The 16,545-nt window shown below is 56.6% G+C and carries 16 protein-coding genes and 1 pseudogene; 6 read left to right on the forward strand and 11 right to left on the reverse strand.

Annotated elements, in window-relative coordinates; genetic code table 11:
• From accD to RT340_RS14575, 6 genes are all read right to left on the reverse strand, one after another.
• Positions 1-758 (reverse strand): acetyl-CoA carboxylase, carboxyltransferase subunit beta (gene accD / locus RT340_RS14550; protein WP_313376735.1); only part of this gene is annotated, 758 nt, incomplete at its 3' end.
• 132 nt (positions 759-890) lie between these two features.
• Positions 891-1,553: a DedA family protein gene (locus RT340_RS14555; RefSeq protein ID WP_313376737.1), complete on the reverse strand. Its 663-nt coding sequence runs from the start codon at positions 1,551-1,553 to the stop codon at positions 891-893.
• 36 nt (positions 1,554-1,589) lie between these two features.
• Positions 1,590-2,396: a tRNA pseudouridine(38-40) synthase TruA gene (truA, locus tag RT340_RS14560; protein WP_097116567.1), complete on the reverse strand. Its 807-nt coding sequence runs from the start codon at positions 2,394-2,396 to the stop codon at positions 1,590-1,592.
• Positions 2,396-3,406 carry an aspartate-semialdehyde dehydrogenase gene (locus RT340_RS14565; RefSeq protein WP_058962341.1) on the reverse strand — a complete coding sequence of 337 codons (1,011 nt, stop codon included), beginning with the start codon at positions 3,404-3,406 and terminating at the stop codon, positions 2,396-2,398. Before RT340_RS14565 ends, truA begins: the two co-directional genes overlap by 1 nt.
• Before the next feature lie 102 nt (positions 3,407-3,508).
• On the reverse strand, positions 3,509-4,633 hold the full coding sequence (gene pdxB, locus RT340_RS14570) for a 4-phosphoerythronate dehydrogenase PdxB (protein WP_211728255.1): 1,125 nt from the start codon (positions 4,631-4,633) through the stop codon (positions 3,509-3,511).
• Between the two features lie 59 nt (positions 4,634-4,692).
• On the reverse strand, positions 4,693-5,472 hold the full coding sequence (locus tag RT340_RS14575; RefSeq protein WP_097116565.1) for an AraC family transcriptional regulator: 780 nt from the start codon (positions 5,470-5,472) through the stop codon (positions 4,693-4,695).
• A 95-nt stretch (positions 5,473-5,567) separates the two neighbouring features.
• On the opposite strand from RT340_RS14575, the gene RT340_RS14580 reads away from it, so the two are divergent.
• On the forward strand, positions 5,568-6,473 hold the full coding sequence (locus tag RT340_RS14580; protein WP_211728256.1) for a DMT family transporter: 906 nt from the start codon (positions 5,568-5,570) through the stop codon (positions 6,471-6,473).
• On the opposite strand, the gene RT340_RS14585 is transcribed toward RT340_RS14580, so the two are convergent.
• Entirely contained in the window at positions 6,460-7,836 is a 1,377-nt protein-coding gene (locus tag RT340_RS14585) for a sensor histidine kinase (protein ID WP_097116563.1), read from the reverse strand. The genes RT340_RS14580 and RT340_RS14585 overlap by 14 nt on opposite strands.
• Positions 7,827-8,498, reverse strand: a complete 672-nt coding sequence (gene tctD / locus RT340_RS14590; RefSeq protein ID WP_313376742.1) for a transcriptional regulator TctD — start codon at positions 8,496-8,498, stop codon at positions 7,827-7,829. Before tctD ends, RT340_RS14585 begins: the two co-directional genes overlap by 10 nt.
• A 120-nt stretch (positions 8,499-8,618) precedes the next feature.
• Between tctD and RT340_RS14595 the strand changes: the two genes are divergently transcribed.
• The 4 genes from RT340_RS14595 to flk all read left to right on the forward strand — a co-directional run bounded on the left by RT340_RS14595 (position 8,619) and on the right by flk (position 12,712).
• On the forward strand, positions 8,619-9,596 hold the full coding sequence (locus tag RT340_RS14595; RefSeq protein WP_097116561.1) for a Bug family tripartite tricarboxylate transporter substrate binding protein: 978 nt from the start codon (positions 8,619-8,621) through the stop codon (positions 9,594-9,596).
• A gap of 11 nt (positions 9,597-9,607) precedes the next feature.
• Positions 9,608-10,039, forward strand: a complete 432-nt coding sequence (locus RT340_RS14600) for a tripartite tricarboxylate transporter TctB family protein (protein WP_313376744.1) — start codon at positions 9,608-9,610, stop codon at positions 10,037-10,039.
• A gap of 12 nt (positions 10,040-10,051) precedes the next feature.
• Complete coding sequence (locus RT340_RS14605; RefSeq protein ID WP_034825138.1) at positions 10,052-11,560, forward strand: tripartite tricarboxylate transporter permease; 1,509 nt, start codon at positions 10,052-10,054, stop codon at positions 11,558-11,560.
• Positions 11,561-11,680: 120 nt separating this feature from the next.
• Positions 11,681-12,712 carry a flagella biosynthesis regulator Flk gene (gene flk / locus RT340_RS14610; protein WP_283215524.1) on the forward strand — a complete coding sequence of 344 codons (1,032 nt, stop codon included), beginning with the start codon at positions 11,681-11,683 and terminating at the stop codon, positions 12,710-12,712.
• A 1-nt stretch (position 12,713) separates the two neighbouring features.
• On the opposite strand, the gene RT340_RS14615 is transcribed toward flk, so the two are convergent.
• Positions 12,714-13,157, reverse strand: coding sequence for a rhodanese-like domain-containing protein (locus RT340_RS14615; RefSeq protein WP_097116558.1), 444 nt, complete (start codon positions 13,155-13,157; stop codon positions 12,714-12,716).
• A gap of 86 nt (positions 13,158-13,243) precedes the next feature.
• Here RT340_RS14615 and RT340_RS14620 point away from each other — a divergent pair, with 86 nt between their 5' ends.
• Complete coding sequence (locus tag RT340_RS14620; RefSeq protein WP_313376748.1) at positions 13,244-14,680, forward strand: PLP-dependent aminotransferase family protein; 1,437 nt, start codon at positions 13,244-13,246, stop codon at positions 14,678-14,680.
• Here the strand turns inward: RT340_RS14620 and RT340_RS14625 are convergent.
• Positions 14,643-15,824 (reverse strand): MFS transporter, encoded by a 1,182-nt coding sequence (locus tag RT340_RS14625; RefSeq protein WP_313376750.1) that lies wholly within the window; start codon positions 15,822-15,824, stop codon positions 14,643-14,645. The two genes, RT340_RS14620 and RT340_RS14625, sit on opposite strands and share 38 nt — an antisense overlap.
• A 217-nt stretch (positions 15,825-16,041) precedes the next feature.
• A pseudogene (locus RT340_RS14630) lies at positions 16,042-16,545 on the reverse strand (beta-ketoacyl-ACP synthase I); the annotation flags it as partial.

Here is a 16,545-nt window from a genome sequence, read left to right on the forward strand (position 1 = left end):
AGGAACTCACTGCGCTGGAAGCCCGGCGGCAGTTTCTCACGTACGGTCTGCTCGATAACGCGAGGACCGGCAAAGCCGATCAGCGCTTTCGGTTCAGCAACGTTCAAATCGCCCAGCATCGCGAAGCTGGCAGACACACCGCCCATGGTTGGGTCGGTCAGCACGGAGATGTACGGCAAGCCGCGTTCCTGCATTTTCGCCAGCGCGGCGGAGGTTTTTGCCATCTGCATCAGCGACTGTAACGCTTCCTGCATACGGGCACCGCCACTGGCAGAGAAGCAGATCAGCGGGCAGTTATCTTCCAGTGCCTGCTCAACGCCACGCACAAAGCGCGCGCCAACCACAGAGCCCATTGAGCCGCCCATAAAGGAGAACTCAAAAGCCACCGCCACCACTGGCATACCGTGCAGGGTGCCTTTCATGGCGATCAGAGCATCTTTCTCACCGGTGTCTTTCTGCGCGGCAACCAGACGATCTTTGTACTTCTTAGAATCGCGGAACTTGAGCAGATCCTTCGGTTCCAGCTCGCTGCCTAATTCAACCAGAGAACCTTCATCCAGCATGGTGTGCAAACGCTCACGGGCGTGCATGCGCATGTGGTGGTCGCACTTCGGGCAGACCTCAAGGTTACGCTCCAGTTCGGCGCGGTACAGCACCTGACCACAGCTATCGCATTTGGTCCAGACCCCTTCAGGGATACTGGCTTTGCGTGTTGGCGTGGTGGTGCTTTTATTCAGTATGCGTTCAATCCAGCTCATTGATGACCTTTCTGTTTAATGCTGACCTGGTCCAGTCTTCTTGTGACTGCTGAAATCACCTTCAGCAGGCCGTAAATGTCGCTCATTAAACCACAACCCGTTAACGCTGTGGATAAAAATCTGGTGACAGCCTTACTGTGGCTTCTGCTGACGTGCCTGACGGCGATGGCGCCATACTTCAATCACGCCTGGCAAAATTGAGACCACAATGATGCCAACAATCAGCAGTTTTAGGTTCTCCTGTACCACCGGCAAATCACCAAACAGGTAACCGGCATAGGAGAACAACAGCACCCACAGCAGTGCGCCCGTCACGTTGAAGAGCGCAAAGGGGCGAAAAGACATGTGTCCCATCCCCGCCACAAAGGGGGCAAAGGTTCGCACGATTGGTACAAAGCGCGCAAGTATAATGGTTTTGCCACCGTGGCGATCGTAGAAGGCGTGGGTCTTATCCAGATAGCTGCGACGGAAAATTTTCGAGTTCGAATTGCTAAACAGCTTCTCACCGAACAACCGACCAATAGTGTAGTTCACCGCATCGCCGAGGATGGCAGCAACCACCAGCAGCGTGACCATTAAATGCACGTTGAGATCGTTACCCGGCAGTGCCGCCAGCGCGCCAGCAACAAACAGTAACGAATCCCCTGGCAGGAAAGGTGTGACCACCAGGCCGGTTTCGCAGAACAGGATCAGGAACAGAATGGCGTAAATCCAGACGCCGTACTGCGCCACCAGTTCGGCTAAATGCACATCAATATGGAGAATAAAGTCGATCAAAAAGTGGATGAATTCCATAATGTTCCGGCTCCCAAACATCCTTACTCATTTAAATTAATCTGCGAGGAACAACGGTCCCAACGCAGGCTGAGGTAACGCAAAGTGAGATGGGTAATCCACCGCCACCAAATACAACCCCTCGGCTTTAGCGGTCGCTGCCGCCAGAGTACGATCTTTTGCCGCCAGCAACTCAGCCATCCAGCTTTCCGGCTGGTTGCCGCAGCCAATTTCCATTAGGCTGCCGACAATATTGCGCACCATGTGGTGCACGAACGCGTTGGCTTTGATATCGACAATCACATAAGGTCCGTAACGTGTGACGTTAAGGTGCATCACGTTGCGCCACGGCGTGCGCGACTGGCACTGCACCGCACGGAACGAGGTAAAGTCGTTCTCGCCAATTAAACACTGACCGGCACGCTGCATTTTCTCGACATCCAGCGGATGATAAAAATGGGTGATGCCGTTGCCAAGAATCGCCGGTCGCAGCCGCTGATTGAAAATCACATAGCGGTAACGACGCGCGGTGGCGCTAAAGCGGGCATGAAATTCCTCCGGCACCGCTTTCACCCAACGTACCGCGATGTCATCCGGCAGGTTGGCATTGACGCCCAGCGTCCAGGCGCTGTCGGCGCGCTGCGAGGTGGTTTCGAAATGCACCACTTGCCCGGTACCGTGCACACCGGCATCCGTGCGTCCGGCGCAGAACACCACCACCGGGTGATTCGCCACTTTCGACAGCGCTTTTTCCAGCTTTTCCTGCACGCTGCGCACTTCGTTCTGTCGCTGCCAGCCGTAGTAACGGCTGCCGTCGTACTCAATGCCTAACGCCAGCTTAAATGTCGTTTCTTCAGACAACATTAATAGAAGTACTCCTGCACCAATTTCTCAGCGGTTTTTACCGCCATCAGTGCGCCGCCGAAACGAACGTTGTCAGCCACGGACCAGAATTGCAGCAGCTCAGGGAGACCGTAATCATTACGCACATTGCCAATGCTCAGCGCATCATTGCCTGATGCATCGCTGACGGGCGTCGGATATTCACCGTCTTCACTGAGGTTGATGTCATCAGCACGCGCCAGTTCATCTCGCGCTTCTTCGGCTGACAGCGGACGTAAATTTTCGACATGCACAATCTGCGTGTTGCCGTAAAACACTGGCGCCTGCACGCTGCTGACGGCAATTGGCAAGCCTTCGTCCTGCAGCACTTTGCGCACCTGATCCACCAGACGACGTTCACTCTCCACGCTGCCATGGCTATCCGCTAACTGCGGCAACAGGTTGAACGCCAACTGACGACCAAAATAGTGCTCATCTGCCGGTACACCATTCAGCAAACGTGCGCTTTCGCCCGCCAGGCCATCCACTGCCGCTTTACCGTGGCTGGAAACCGACATCAGATTGGTCACCTGCAAACGGCTTAACCCCGCCGTATCCACCAGCGGTTTGATAGCGCTTAACAGCTGGCTTACCAGCGCATCGGCCACCGTCACGATGTTGCGATTGCGATAATCGGCCAGCACCTGCGGGTTCACATCAGGCACCACCAGCGGGACATCCGGCTCCAGCGCGAACAGATCGCTGCTGTCGATCACCAGGCAACCCTGGCTTGCGGCTTCATCCGCGTAACGCGCGGAAGCTTCACGTCCGGCAGCGAAAAACGCCAGCTGCGCCTGCGTCCAGTCAAATTCAGCCGCATCCTGCACGCGCAGGGTGCGACCATCAAAACGCACACTTTCACCGGCGCTGTTTTCGCTCGCCAGCAGATACAATTCACCAACCGGGAACTGGCGTTCTGCCAGCAATTCCAGTACAGCGTTCCCTACTGCGCCTGTTGCGCCCAATAGCGCAATATTCCAGCCGTCAGACATGGTGGTTTACTCCAGACAATGACATAAAAACAGAAGGCGGTGATGACACCGCCTGACATTTAAGACTTTTCCCGCGCGAAAACGCAGGGGATTGATTTAACTTTACAAACTGGCGCGGAAACCGAGCTTTTCCAGCATCGCGGCGCTATCGGCATCATCACATTTCACCTGCAGTGATGACCATTCACGACGCTCTTCATACTGCTTGCGCAGGCGATCAAATTCGCCCGGTTTGGCAGCCACTTTTCGCAGTGGCGCATCGTCGCGGCGCACATCATACACCAGGTGCACCAGTCGTTTCAGCGTTGGCTGATCGAGCTTGCCGTGCAGCGTAATGGTGCCAAATTCCGGTGCAGGCAGCAGACTCTCCAGCGCCACCTGTTGCGGCTGACCGATAAACGCGCACCAGGCTTCAAATACTTGTGTGGTGCCGCGCGCTTTGCCTTCCAGCGTATAGCCGGCGATATGTGCCGTGGCGATATCGACTTTGTCCAGCAGATCGAGGTTCAGATCCGGCTCCGGCTCCCACACATCCAGCACCACGCTGAGGTCGCTGCGCATTTTCATCACTTCAAGCAGCGCGGCGTTATCCACCACCGGGCCACGGCAGGCATTGATCAGAATGGTGTTGGGTTGGAGTGCCATCAGCAGTGCCATATCGGCCAGGTGCCAGCTTTTGTAGGGGCCGTCTTTAAATAGCGGCGTATGGAAGGTCAGAATATCGGCCTGCGCCACCAGCTCATCCAGCGTGTGGAACGTTTCCTGATCGCCACGATCCGCACGCGGCGGATCGCACAGCAGGGTTTTCACCCCCCAGGCTTCAAGACGTTTTTGCAAACGCCCCCCCACATTGCCCACACCGACAATACCTACGGTACGATCGCGCAGTTCAAAACCATCGCGTTCGGCCAGCAGCAGTAAGGAGGAGAACACATACTCCACCACCGCAATTGCGTTACAGCCGGGTGCCGCCGAGAAGGCGATTCCGGCGGCCGCCAAAGAAGCATCGTCCACATGATCAGTGCCAGCCGTGGCGGTGCCAACGAACTTCACCGGCGTACCGGCCAGCAGCGCCGCATTCACTTTAGTCACCGAGCGCACCATCAGTCCGCTGGCATCCTGTAACTCTGCTTCGGGTAACGGACGTCCCGGCACGGCCAATACTTCACCCGTTCGACTGAAGAGTTCACGAGCGTAAGGCATGTTTTCATCGACGAGAATTTTCACTGCGGCGGTCCTGTCTGCTGATGCGTTTTGAGGCGCGTATTCTTACATAAAGCCGGGGATTAACCTAACCGGCTGCGATAGCGATCCGGCGTGGTGCCGGCCTGCTGCTGGAACATCACAATCAAGGCTGATGACGAGCTATAGCCCAGTTCGTGTGCAATGCCTTGCACGCTGCACCCCTGCTCCAGCAGCGCAATGGCACGCAAAAACCGTAAACGCTGGCGCCATTCGCTGAAAGACATCTTCAACTGCTGCTGACAACGTCGCGCCAGCGTACGCTCGGTGGTGAACACCCGCTTCGCCCATTGTGCCAGCGTGGTGTTATCACCGGGATTTTCTTCCAGCGCGCGCAAAATAGGCGCGAGAAATTTGTCGTCCGACAACGGCAAATAGCTGGTGTGCACCGGTGCCTGACGCAGACGATCAATCAAGACTTCACACAGTCGCCAGTCCGCTTCCGTTTGAGGCTGCTCCAACTCACGCTGTGCAAAATCATTCATGATGGCGTGCACAATCGCATCGACGTGCAGTAAACAGGCATTGTCGGGCATCTCCGCACAGAGATCGGCCGCGAGATTGAAGGTGCGGAACTGGGCATGGCAATGGTTATAGCTGCTGTGGCGCTGTTCTGGCGGGATCCAGATCGGCATATCAGCGGGCGTTAATAACCGTTCCCCCTCCACTTCCATCTCCAGCACGTGGCTGGTGACAAAAATCACCTGACCCCAACTGTGCAGATGCGGGAGATATTCAGTTTTCGCGTTAGCCTGCTCGTAGCGCATAAAATAGCGCAGTAGCGGCGCATCAATCGGCGGCTGGTACTCGATCTGTAAATTCATTCTGTCCGGTCACTAACGAATATTGTCCGATTTTAACTATCTGAACAAAACCGGTCAAATGTAAACTATTCGCGATTAAACTCAGGAGTCGTACGATGAATTTACTGTTTCCGTTGATTGCGGTGATGATCTGGTCGATCAACACCATTGTCAGCAAACTCTCTGCCGGGAGCATCGATCCTGCCGCCATCTCCTTTTATCGCTGGCTGCTGGCGCTCATCGTGCTGGCCCCCTTCAGCCTGCCCGGCGTGTGGCGCCATCGCCATGCCGTGAAGGCCAATCTGTGGCGATTATTGATCCTCGGCCTGTTGGGCATGGTGCTTTATCAGAGTCTCGCCTACTATGCCGCCCACAGCGTGTCGGCGGTGATGATGGGTATATTGGGTGCCACGATTCCGCTACTGACCATTCTGCTGAGCCTGTTCGTTTTACGCCTTGCGCCGACGCGCGGCATTTTGATCGGCGGCCTGTTGTCCTTTACCGGTTTAGTATGGTTGGTGAGTGAAGGGAATCCAGCTCAGTTGCTGAATCAGCGTCTGGGCAACGGCGAGTTGATGATGCTGGCGGCTTCCACCTCGTATGCGCTTTACGGTGTGCTGACCAAACGCTGGGCGATCCCTCTGCCGACCTGGCAGAGCCTGTACGTGCAGATTTTCTTTGGTGTGTTGCTGTTACTGCCTGGATTCTTGCGCGCACCGGACGTCACGCTGAACTTGCATAACATTCCGCTGGTGCTGTTTGCCGGGCTTTTCGCGTCCATTATCGCGCCGTTCTTGTGGATCCTTGGTGTGCAACGTCTAGGTGCCAGTACCACCACCATTTTTATGAATTTTGTGCCCGCGTTTACCGCCATCATTGCCGTGCTGTTCCTGCATGAGCAACTGCATGCCTATCACTGGATTGGCGGTGGCATGACGTTAGTGGGTGTGATTCTGGCACAACGCCTGAAAACACCCCTGCGCAAGCCACGTGAACGTACCGTTCAGCTCAGCGAAAGCTGATGATGATGCGCAGCCCGCCCAGCTGCGGGCTGCGATCCAGCAGCAACTGCGCACCGTGCCAGGCACAGATATCTTTGACCAGCGCCAGCCCGATGCCCGCACCGGGCTGGCTGGCAGTATCCAGGCGACCAAACGGCTGCAATGCCTGATGCTGTTGTGCCGCGCTAATGCCCGGTCCGCTGTCCTCAATTTCCAGCTGCTTCTCCCGCAATCTCGCCGTGACGATCCCGCCTTCTGGCGTGTATTTAATCGCATTGTCCAGCAGGTTGGCACAGAGTTCGGCCAGTAATAAGCCATCGCCTTGCACCACACAGGGAATGTCGCCTTCAAATCCCAGATCGATGTGTTTATGGCGCGCGCCGGCATAGCTGCTGAAACATGCCTGTTCCACAATTTCATTCAAACTGACCCGAGAAAAAGGCTTGTCCTCACCGTGCCGGGCTTTGATTTGCGCCAGCTGCAACAGCCGATCGGTTAGTTGCACCGTATCGTTGAGCGTACGGCGCATGCCGAGCAGACTTTCGCGCCACTGCGCAGGATCATCACTGTTGAGCGCAACGCCAACCTGGGTTTTTAAAATAGTGAGCGGTGTACGTAATTGGTGTGAAACGTCGGCACTAAAGCGTTCCTGTCGTGCCAGCAAGCCCCGCAGTCGTTCCAGATGCCGGTTAAAGGCAATAATTAACGGCTGCAATTCCGACCAGGGTAATAGCGACGGCAAAGGCGTCAACTCACCTGGCGCACGTCGTAGCATGATGCGCGATAATCGGCGCAGCGGCCGCAACACTTTGCGTAATAACAGGCTGGCTAACAGCAGAGTAATCAACACCAGAAAGCTTTGACTGATCAACGCGGTGCGCAATAATCCTTCCGCAAACCCATGACGAGAATTCAGGGTTTCGGCCACCAGAACCAGCGCCATCCCCTCTACGCCCTGCTCGTTTACCGGTTGCCATAACGCCGCAATCCGAATCGGCTGCTTACGATAGCTGCCATCGTAAAAGTGCACTAAAGCGGGATAGGCTTCAGAAAGCGGCGCATTGCGCGGTAAAGGGGGCAGATCGGGATAACCTGAAAGAGTTTTGCCTTGCGGTGAAATCACCTGATAGAACAACTGATCGTTCATGTTGCGCTCAAAGCTGTCGAGTACCACCCAGGGCACATCCACCTCCAAATGGTTCTGTCGCACCACCAGCCTTTCTGCCACCGTGCGTGCCGAGGCGAGAAGTGAACGATCGTAGGCCTGATTCGCCGCCTGCAGCGCACTCTGGTAATGGGTATAAACCGACAACCCCCACAGCAACATCAACGGAGCGCCCAACCACAGTAGCAGTTCACCACGCAGTGAATGGCTCAGGCGCACGGCTGGCACTCCAGACTGTATCCCAGCCCACGTAGCGTCACGATGGCAACATCGCTGCCCTGCAGCTTTTTCCGCACCCGATGCACATACAGTTCAATGCTTTCCAGGCTGGCTTCATCGGTTAAGGTAAAGGTCTGTTCATAAAGATGCTGGCGTGACACCGGACGTCCAGGGCGTTGCATCAAAGTCGAGAGCACGCTGGCTTCACGCGGGGTGAGCATCAACGGTTTATGATTCAGCAGAAAATAGCCTTCGCCGTCGCGCTCCAGCTGGCCCACGGTCTGCGATTGCGCAGTCTGCCCCTGGCTGCGACGGATCAGGGCGCGCAGGCGCGCTTCCAGCTCATCCAGTTCAAAGGGTTTAGTGAGATAGTCGTCCGCGCCCGCATTGAGGCCCTGCACGCGCTGTTCCAGCGCACTTTTAGCCGTGAGCAACAATACCGGCGTGGTTTGCCCACGCTTACGCAAACGCGCCAGCACCGCCAGACCATCCAGCCGTGGCAGTGATACATCCAGCACCACCACCGCATAGTCTTCGCTCTGCAACACATGGTCTGCCGCCAGGCCATCCGCAACCCAATCCACGGCAAAACCTTTCTGTGTCAGCGCTTTTTGCAGCCAGCTGGCCAGGTCAACCGTATCTTCCACCAGTAAGAGACGCATATCACATCCTGATACTTTTCCCGAGCACTGAAAGGTAAATGAAAGGTTACACCATTAACAATTCAGCAACGCCGAATGTTCGGCAGTTGTCACACTCTGGAAGCATGAATGGAGCGAATAATGAAAAAAATCTTACCCCTCGCCCTCGCCTCAACCCTCGTGGCTTTGTCGATCTCTTCTGCGCTGGCAGAAGCGCCAGACCGGACAGAATGTATCGCCCCCGCCAAACCCGGCGGTGGCTTTGATCTGACCTGTAAATTGATTCAGGTTTCCATGCAGGAAACCGGCGAAATCAGTAAACCGATGCGCGTGACCTACATGCCCGGCGGTGTGGGAGCGGTGGCTTACAACGCCATCATTGCTCAGCGCCCCGCCGAAGCAGGCACGCTGGTGGCCTTCTCCGGCGGTTCGCTGCTCAATCTCTCTCAGGGCAAGTTTGGCCGCTATTCAGAAAGTGACGTGAAGTGGCTGGCTGCCGTCGGCACCGATTATGGCATCGTCGCGGTACGCAATGACGCCCCATGGAAAAACCTTGGTGAACTGATGGAAGCCATGAAGAGCGATCCCACCAAAGTGGTGGTCGGCGCAGGTGCATCGATCGGGAGTCAGGACTGGATGAAAACCGCCCTGCTGGCTCGCGAAGCGGGCATCGACCCACGCAAGATGCGCTATGTCGCGTTTGAGGGCGGTGGCGAGCCGGTAACGGCTCTGCTTGGCAACCATATTCAGGTGGTCTCCGGGGATATGAGCGAGATGGTGCCACATTTGCAAGCCGGCAAGTTGCGCGTGCTGGCAGTGATGTCTGACAAACGCTTACCGGGTGAACTGGCGAATGTGCCGACCGCCAAAGAGCAAGGCTATAACGTCGAGTGGCCGATTATTCGCGGTTATTACCTTGGTCCAAAAGTGACTGACGCGGAATATCAGTGGTGGGAAGACGCGTTCAAAAAATTGGTGACCACCAAAGAGTTTCAGCAACAGCGAGATATGCGCGGACTGTTTGAGTTCAACATGTTCGGCAGCGAGCTGGATGCCTACGTGAAAAAACAGGTGGCTGATTATCGCGAAAAAGCCAAATCCTTTGGCCTGGCCAAATAACGGAGTCGATGATGAGCGATCGTATCTTCGCCGGTATCTGGCTGCTGCTGTGCATTGCCGGGCTGTTTATTGCCTGGCAAATCCAGAGTGAATACAGCTATGAACCGGTCGGCCCACGCCCTTTCCCGATGCTGCTGCTGGGATTAATGGCGATTTGCGCCGTGATGATGTTACTGCGCAAACCCGATCTGGTGCAGTGGCCTTCCGCCATCACACTGAAAAAGTTAGTGCTGATGTGCGTCATGCTGATGGTATATGGCTGGCTGTTTGAGCGTCTGGGTTTTGCTGCATGCACCACGCTGCTGACCTTTGGCATTGGGCTGTTGTTTGGCGCGCGCTGGTGGGCGGCTGCGGTGTCCGGTGTGGTGATGGGCATAGCACTGTTTTATGCCTTTGACCGCCTGCTCGATGTCACCTTGCCCGTCGGCAGCTGGTTCAATTAACGGGAGTCTCACATGGATACCTGGTCTTTTCTGATGCAAGGGTTTGCCGTCGCGATGACGCCGGAAAACCTGATGATCGCACTCATCGGCTGCTTTATTGGCACCATTGTTGGCCTACTGCCCGGACTCGGGCCGATTAACGGTGTCGCGATCCTGATGCCGCTGGCGTTTGCTCTGCACTTACCTGCCGAGTCCGCGCTGATCCTGCTTGCTACGGTCTACATCGGTTGCGAGTACGGTGGTCGTATCTCCTCTATTTTGCTTAACGTGCCAGGCGATGCCGGGGCAATCATGACCGCGCTGGATGGCTACCCGATGGCGCAACAGGGCAAAGCTGGCGTGGCCCTGTCGATCTCAGCAGTGAGTTCATTTATTGGATCCACGATCGCCATTCTCGGCATTATTCTCTTTGCCCCTATATTGGCCAACTGGTCACTGGCCTTTGGTCCGGCGGAGTATTTCGCGCTGATGGTGTTTGCGATTGCCTGTCTGGGCAGCATGATGAGCCACAATCCGTTGAAATCGTTTTTAGCCGCGCTGATCGGTTTGGGTATGGCCACCGTTGGCGTCGATGCCAATACCGGCGTCTATCGTTTCACCTTCGACAGCGTGCACCTCTCCGACGGTATCCAGTTTGTGGTCGTGGTGATCGGACTGTTTTCTGTCAGTGAAATACTGCTGATGCTGGAATCCACCAGCAGCGGGCAGAAAGTGGTTCGCGCCAGTGGCCGCATGATGTTCAACATGAAAGAAGCGGCGCAGGCAACCGGTGCTACCTTGCGTTCCTCCTTTATCGGCTTCTTTGTGGGCGTACTGCCCGGCGCCGGTGCCACCATCGCCAGTGCTATCGCTTATATGAGCGAGAAAAAAATCAGCGGCAGCGACCAGTTTGGTAAAGGGGATATTCGCGGCGTGGCGGCACCTGAAGCGGCCAACAACGCCTCGGCTTGTGGCTCCTTTATTCCGATGCTGACGCTGGGTATTCCGGGCTCCGGCACCACGGCGGTGATGGTCGGTGCGCTGACGCTGTACAACATCACACCCGGCCCGGCGATGTTTACCGAACAGCCGGATATCGTCTGGGGTCTGATTGCAGCATTGCTGATTGGCAACGTCATGCTGCTGATCATGAACATCCCGATGATCAACATCTTCGCCCGCATGCTGACCATCCCGCTGTGGTTCCTGGTACCCGCCATCGCCGCGATCTCTGCAGTGGGCGTTTACGCCGTGCACAGTACCACTTTTGATCTGTTGCTAATGGTCGGACTGGGTATCTTTGGCTATATCTTGCGTAAAATGGATTTCCCGATGTCGCCGCTGATACTGGGCTTCGTGCTGGGAGAGATGCTGGAGCAAAACCTGCGCCGTGCGCTCTCCATCAGTAACGGCAACCTGCCGATTCTATGGGAAAGCCTGATCTGCAAAGTGTTGCTGGTGTTGGCGATCGCTGTCCTGATCGTGCCGCCACTGTGGAAACGCTGGCGTCGTAAGCGTCTCAAACTGGCTGAAGCTGAATAAATCCAGAACTGACGCGATTTCCCCTCACTGCCCCCGTGGATTTCCCGGGGGCTTTTGCTATCATATGGCCTCTTTTTTCCGGCGCACCCGGATCTGACCTCGTTTTTCAAGGATTCCGCCATGCAACCTCTCAGCGGTCCCGGTGTGCCTGCGGGCGATCGTACAACGCTCACTAATGCGACTGGCCCAACTCGTCCTGGCGGACCGGCGGGCGAACAGCCGCTCTCCCCTGCCCAGCGCACCACGCTGGAACGTCTGATTGTGCGCATCATGTCACTCAGTACCTTGAAAGCCCCGGAATTGTGGGCTGGCGTACGCCATGAAGTAGGCGTGAAGAATGATGCTGAGCTGCAATCGCGTCATTTTCCTGCTGCCGAACAGCATTTGAATGGGCGTCTGACCCAGGTACAGAACAGCCTTGCCACACGTCAGCTGTTGCAGCAGCTGCTGGAAAAGCTGCCGCAGGGCAATAATCGCCAGGCGGTGAGTGACTTTATCCGTCAGCAATTTAACCAAACGGTGCTGAGTGCGCTGTCGCAAGACCAGTTACATCAGGTGCTGACCATGCTGCAAAATGGGCAGATGGCGATCCCGCAGCCGCAGCAAACGCGCGCGTCCGACCGCACGCTGCTGCCAGCTGAACAGCAATCGCTGAATCAACAAGTTACGCGCCTTGCGGCCACGACCGGCGAATCACCGGTCAAGCTGCTGTCTGAAGCGCTGAAACTGGTCAATCTGAAGAGTGGCGATCCAATTCCCTCTCGCCACTTCCCGCTGCTGACACAATATTTGCAGGTACGTCAGACATTGGGTCAACACAGCGCACCGACCTTACAAATGCTGGAAACTTCGCTGAAGCAGCCGCTGACACATGACGAGCAACGGCTGCTGGAGGATTATAGCCAGCAGCGTTTCCAGGCCACGCCGCAGACGGTACTGACGCCCGCGCAAACGCAAGATCTTATCAACTTGCTGTTTAGCCGCCGCGTCGAGAAAACGCTGGAGCAGCCGCACGCCGCCAGTGATTTACGTCCGCAGCCGATCTGGTCGCCGTGGATTGAGATTTTGCCGCGTCCGCTGGCACAGCGCCCGGCACTGACATTGATTCTGGGCCTGGCACTGTTCTTCTTTTTACTCTGGCTGTTCCTGTAATTTAGCAGCCACAGTGCGCGCCGGATGCGGCCTGTGGCCACTCGCCCGGCGACGTTCCCCACGTTAATGGATGCCCATCGCGCTTCCAGAAATCCAGTCCACCGATCAACTCTTTGACCTGAAAACCCAGCGAAGCCAGTTTCCATGCCGCTTTCGTTGAGCCGTTGCAGCCGATGCCATCGCAGTATGTGATATACACCTTACTGCGATCCAACTGTGCAGTGGAGTCGGCATTCATAGTGCGATGCGGAAACGAAATCGCCCCGGTGATGTGCCCCGCCAGATAGACATCAGTGGATCGCGCATCAACCACCACTATCGCATTGACGCCTTGCGCCAGATCCTCTGCCAAATCCCAGGCATCGGTGTAATAACTCAGTTTGTGCTGCAGATACGCCACGCTTTCCTGAGGATCCGCGGGCGGGAAGAGTAAGACTGATGACATCGCATTCTCCTTGTGTAATTTTCCCTGAGTTTACGGCAAAGTGGTCTGCAATCTGATACCACTTTCGCCACAGTGATAAGACCACAATGCGCCACTCTTTTTTAGCCTTGTTTAATCACACGTCATCCGGCGGCTTACGTGAACGTTTATGCCATACGCTACGTGAGGCCATTACTTGCGGCCATTTGCACCATCAACAACGCTTACCCTCCAGCCGTCAGTTAGCCGAGGATTTGTCGCTGTCGCGGGTGACGGTGGAAGCCGCTTATGCGCAGCTGGAGAGTGAAGGCTATCTGGAGAGACGGGCAGGTCGGGGGACTTTTGTATCGATTGCAATGCCTGCACGGGCGGCGACCACACCCGCACAGGGCTCACCCCGATTTTCCCGACGCGGCGAGCAGATCCTGGCGACGGGTGGCTGCCAGGATCCGCCGTTCCCCCATGCGTTTGCCGCCGGTTCGCCTGAATTACGCGCTTTCCCGCATACGCAATGGCGCCGGATCAGCAACAGCGTGCAGCGCTCGCTGGGTAACCAGGTAATGAGCTATGGCGATCCACTAGGCTTTATGCCGCTTCGTGAGGCGGTGGCGGATTATCTGGCGTTATCACGCGGGGTGCGCTGTGCTGCCGGGCAAGTCGTTATCCTAACCAGTTCACAGCAGGCCCTGCAGTTACTGGCGCTGATGTTACTGGATGCCAATGATGAAGTGTGGCTTGAGGAGCCTGGCTATCCCGGCGCGCGTAACGCTTTCCTCGCTGCGGGTGCACACTGCCGCGCGATGCCGTTGGATAGCGAAGGCGCGATGCCGCTTGAAGGAGACGCGAGGCTGGTTTATCTGACGCCGGGACATCACTATCCCACCGGTACCGCGATGAGCCTTGCCCGCCGCCTGCAGTGGCTCGACTGGGCGCACCAGCAGCAAAGCTGGTTAATTGAGGATGATTACGACAGTGAGTTTCACTATGACGATCGCCCGCTTCCCGCCTTACAGGGATTGGAGGATAACAGCCGGGTTATCTGCCTTGGCACTTTTTCCAAAACGCTCTTCCCTTCCCTGCGGCTGGCGTGGATGGTCGTGCCGCCAGCACTGGTAGATGCCATGGGTCGCGCGCGCAGCATTCTGGATGGTCACAGCGCGCTGTTGCCGCAAGCGATTACCGCTGAGTTCCTCCAACAAGGCCATTTTGCCAGCCACCTGCGGCTGATGCGCCAGCTTTACCACAGCCGCCGCGACCGATTGCTGGAGCAGATCAACACGCGCCTGCAGCCGTGGTTGACGCCGCTACAGGCGTCTGGCGGGCTACAGCTGACGGTAGCATTGCATCAGGGTGAGGAAGCACAGCTCACGCAACAGGCCAGGGAAATCGGTCTGCTGCTGCCACGTCTGTCGCCGTTGTACAGCAACAGTCAGCCGCAATCGGGCTGGCTGCTGGGCTTTGCCGCGCTGACGCCAGGTGAGATTGTCAGCGCCTGCGATAAGCTGGTTACGCTGTTGTCGCGCTACGCGCAAACGACCAGGTGACGAGAATGCCCAGGGCTGCGCAGCAGGCACCGGCAAGGTAGACCGAGCCATAACCCAACGCCGTGGCGAGCAGGCCGGTCAGTGGGCCGCTGGCACCGTAAGCGATATCCTGGAAAGCGGAGAAACCGCCCAGCGCCGTGCCACGAATTTGCGGCGAGACACGTTTGATCACCTCGACGCCGAGCGCCGGGAAAATCAGTGAACAGCCGCAGCCGGTGAGCGCGGCGCCTACCAGCGCCATCCAGCCAGAGCTTGCACACGCCAGCACCAGCAAACCGGCAGTTTCCACCAGCAGCGAGATCATTGCGACGCGGACGCCACCGTGACGATCCGGCAGGCCGCCAAAGAACACGCGCACCAATACAAAAGCACAGCCAAATGCGGTCAGGGCAAAACCGGCATTGCCCCAGTTTTCTGCGGCAAAATAGAGCGAGGTAAAAGTGCCGATCACGGCGAAGCCGGTGCCCTGTAACGCCAGCGCGATGCCGGGTTGGAAGATGGTTTTCACCACGCTGAACAGAGAAGGACGCTCGCCACCCACCACCGGCACTTTACTGACCCAGCTATTGATCGCCAGCGAGAGCAGTGGCAACAGCAGCGCGACAGCACCGAGTGCCGCGAATCCGCCATGTTGATTGATCAACAAACCCAGCGGCGCGCCCGCCGCCAGCGATCCATAAATCGCCATACCGTTCCACGACATCACCAGACCAGAACGTTTGCTTCCCACCAGCCCCATGCCCCAGGTCAGATTACCGGTGAGCAGCAAGCTTTCACCAAATCCGAGTAACAAACGCCCCACTGCCAGCAAACCAAATTTTGCCCACGGCGAAACCGGCAGCATCGCCGCGGCCAGATACGCCACGCCCACCAGCGCGATGGCGATCATACCGTGTTGGGTGGTGAGCTTGGCACCGTGCTGATCGGCTCGGCGTCCGGCGAAGCTGCGCGTCAGCAACGTGGCGAAGAATTGAATGCCCACCGCGACGCCCACCATCAGGTTGCTCATGCCCAATTCCTGATGCACGTACAGCGGGATAACCGGGAGCGCCAGGCCTGCGGTTAAGTAAGTGAGAAACACCGCAAAGGATATGCAACCCAAAGGCAGCACAGATTGCGTCTGCGTATCAGCAGCCGTGGTCATGATGGTATGAATTCCTTGTTCAGAGCGTGCACGACAGGCAAAACCAACATACGTTCGCACCCTGTATTCAGGCGAAAACGGGTTGTTTGGTTCATAACGTGCGCAAACGATTATTTTATTTCAGGCAAGATGGGATGAGTGTAGGCAAGCAGCGGGGGAAATGTCAAAAACAACAGGGGCCGGATAGACCGGCCCCTGGAAAACGGTGATCACGCTATTAAGCTGGCAGCTTACGCATGGTTAAGGTGGCGTTGGTGCCGCCGAAACCGAAGCTGTTGGACATCACGGTGGTCAGCGCTTTTTCAGTCGGCTGCGTCACGATGTTCAGGCCTTTACCCGCTTCATCAATCTCTTCGATGTTGATGCTTGGTGCGATGAAGCTATGCTCCAGCATCAGCAAGGTGTAGATCGCTTCCTGCACGCCCGCTGCACCCAGTGAGTGACCGGTCATGGCTTTGGTAGCAGAAATGTACGGTGAGTTGTCACCAAACACTTCGCGAATCGCACCCAGCTCTTTCACATCACCGACAGGTGTAGAAGTACCGTGGGTGTTGAGGTAATCGATTGGGGTATCAACGCCCTGCATCGCCATCTTCATGCAGCGCACTGCGCCTTCGCCTGATGGTGCCACCATATCAGCACCGTCAGAGGTCGCGCCGTAGCCAACGATTTCTGCGTAAATGTGTGCGCCACGTGCCAGAGCATGTTCCAGCTCCTCAAC

Origin of the sequence: Pantoea sp. CTOTU50773 (genome assembly GCF_032082325.1) — a bacterium.
Classification (GTDB): domain Bacteria; phylum Pseudomonadota; class Gammaproteobacteria; order Enterobacterales; family Enterobacteriaceae; genus Pantoea; species Pantoea communis.

Coding starts and splice junctions, on each gene's coding strand:
- tctD (WP_313376742.1), bottom strand. CDS start 8,498: ATGCGTCTCTTACTGGTGGAAGATACGGTTGACCTGGCCAGCTGGCTG.
- RT340_RS14615 (WP_097116558.1), bottom strand. CDS start 13,157: ATGTCATCAGTCTTACTCTTCCCGCCCGCGGATCCTCAGGAAAGCGTG.
- RT340_RS14565 (WP_058962341.1), bottom strand. CDS start 3,406: ATGTCTGACGGCTGGAATATTGCGCTATTGGGCGCAACAGGCGCAGTA.
- RT340_RS14575 (WP_097116565.1), bottom strand. CDS start 5,472: ATGAATTTACAGATCGAGTACCAGCCGCCGATTGATGCGCCGCTACTG.
- RT340_RS14605 (WP_034825138.1), top strand. CDS start 10,052: ATGGATACCTGGTCTTTTCTGATGCAAGGGTTTGCCGTCGCGATGACG.
- RT340_RS14600 (WP_313376744.1), top strand. CDS start 9,608: ATGAGCGATCGTATCTTCGCCGGTATCTGGCTGCTGCTGTGCATTGCC.
- RT340_RS14620 (WP_313376748.1), top strand. CDS start 13,244: ATGCGCCACTCTTTTTTAGCCTTGTTTAATCACACGTCATCCGGCGGC.
- RT340_RS14595 (WP_097116561.1), top strand. CDS start 8,619: ATGAAAAAAATCTTACCCCTCGCCCTCGCCTCAACCCTCGTGGCTTTG.
- RT340_RS14580 (WP_211728256.1), top strand. CDS start 5,568: ATGAATTTACTGTTTCCGTTGATTGCGGTGATGATCTGGTCGATCAAC.
- truA (WP_097116567.1), bottom strand. CDS start 2,396: ATGTTGTCTGAAGAAACGACATTTAAGCTGGCGTTAGGCATTGAGTAC.
- RT340_RS14625 (WP_313376750.1), bottom strand. CDS start 15,824: ATGACCACGGCTGCTGATACGCAGACGCAATCTGTGCTGCCTTTGGGT.
- flk (WP_283215524.1), top strand. CDS start 11,681: ATGCAACCTCTCAGCGGTCCCGGTGTGCCTGCGGGCGATCGTACAACG.
- RT340_RS14555 (WP_313376737.1), bottom strand. CDS start 1,553: ATGGAATTCATCCACTTTTTGATCGACTTTATTCTCCATATTGATGTG.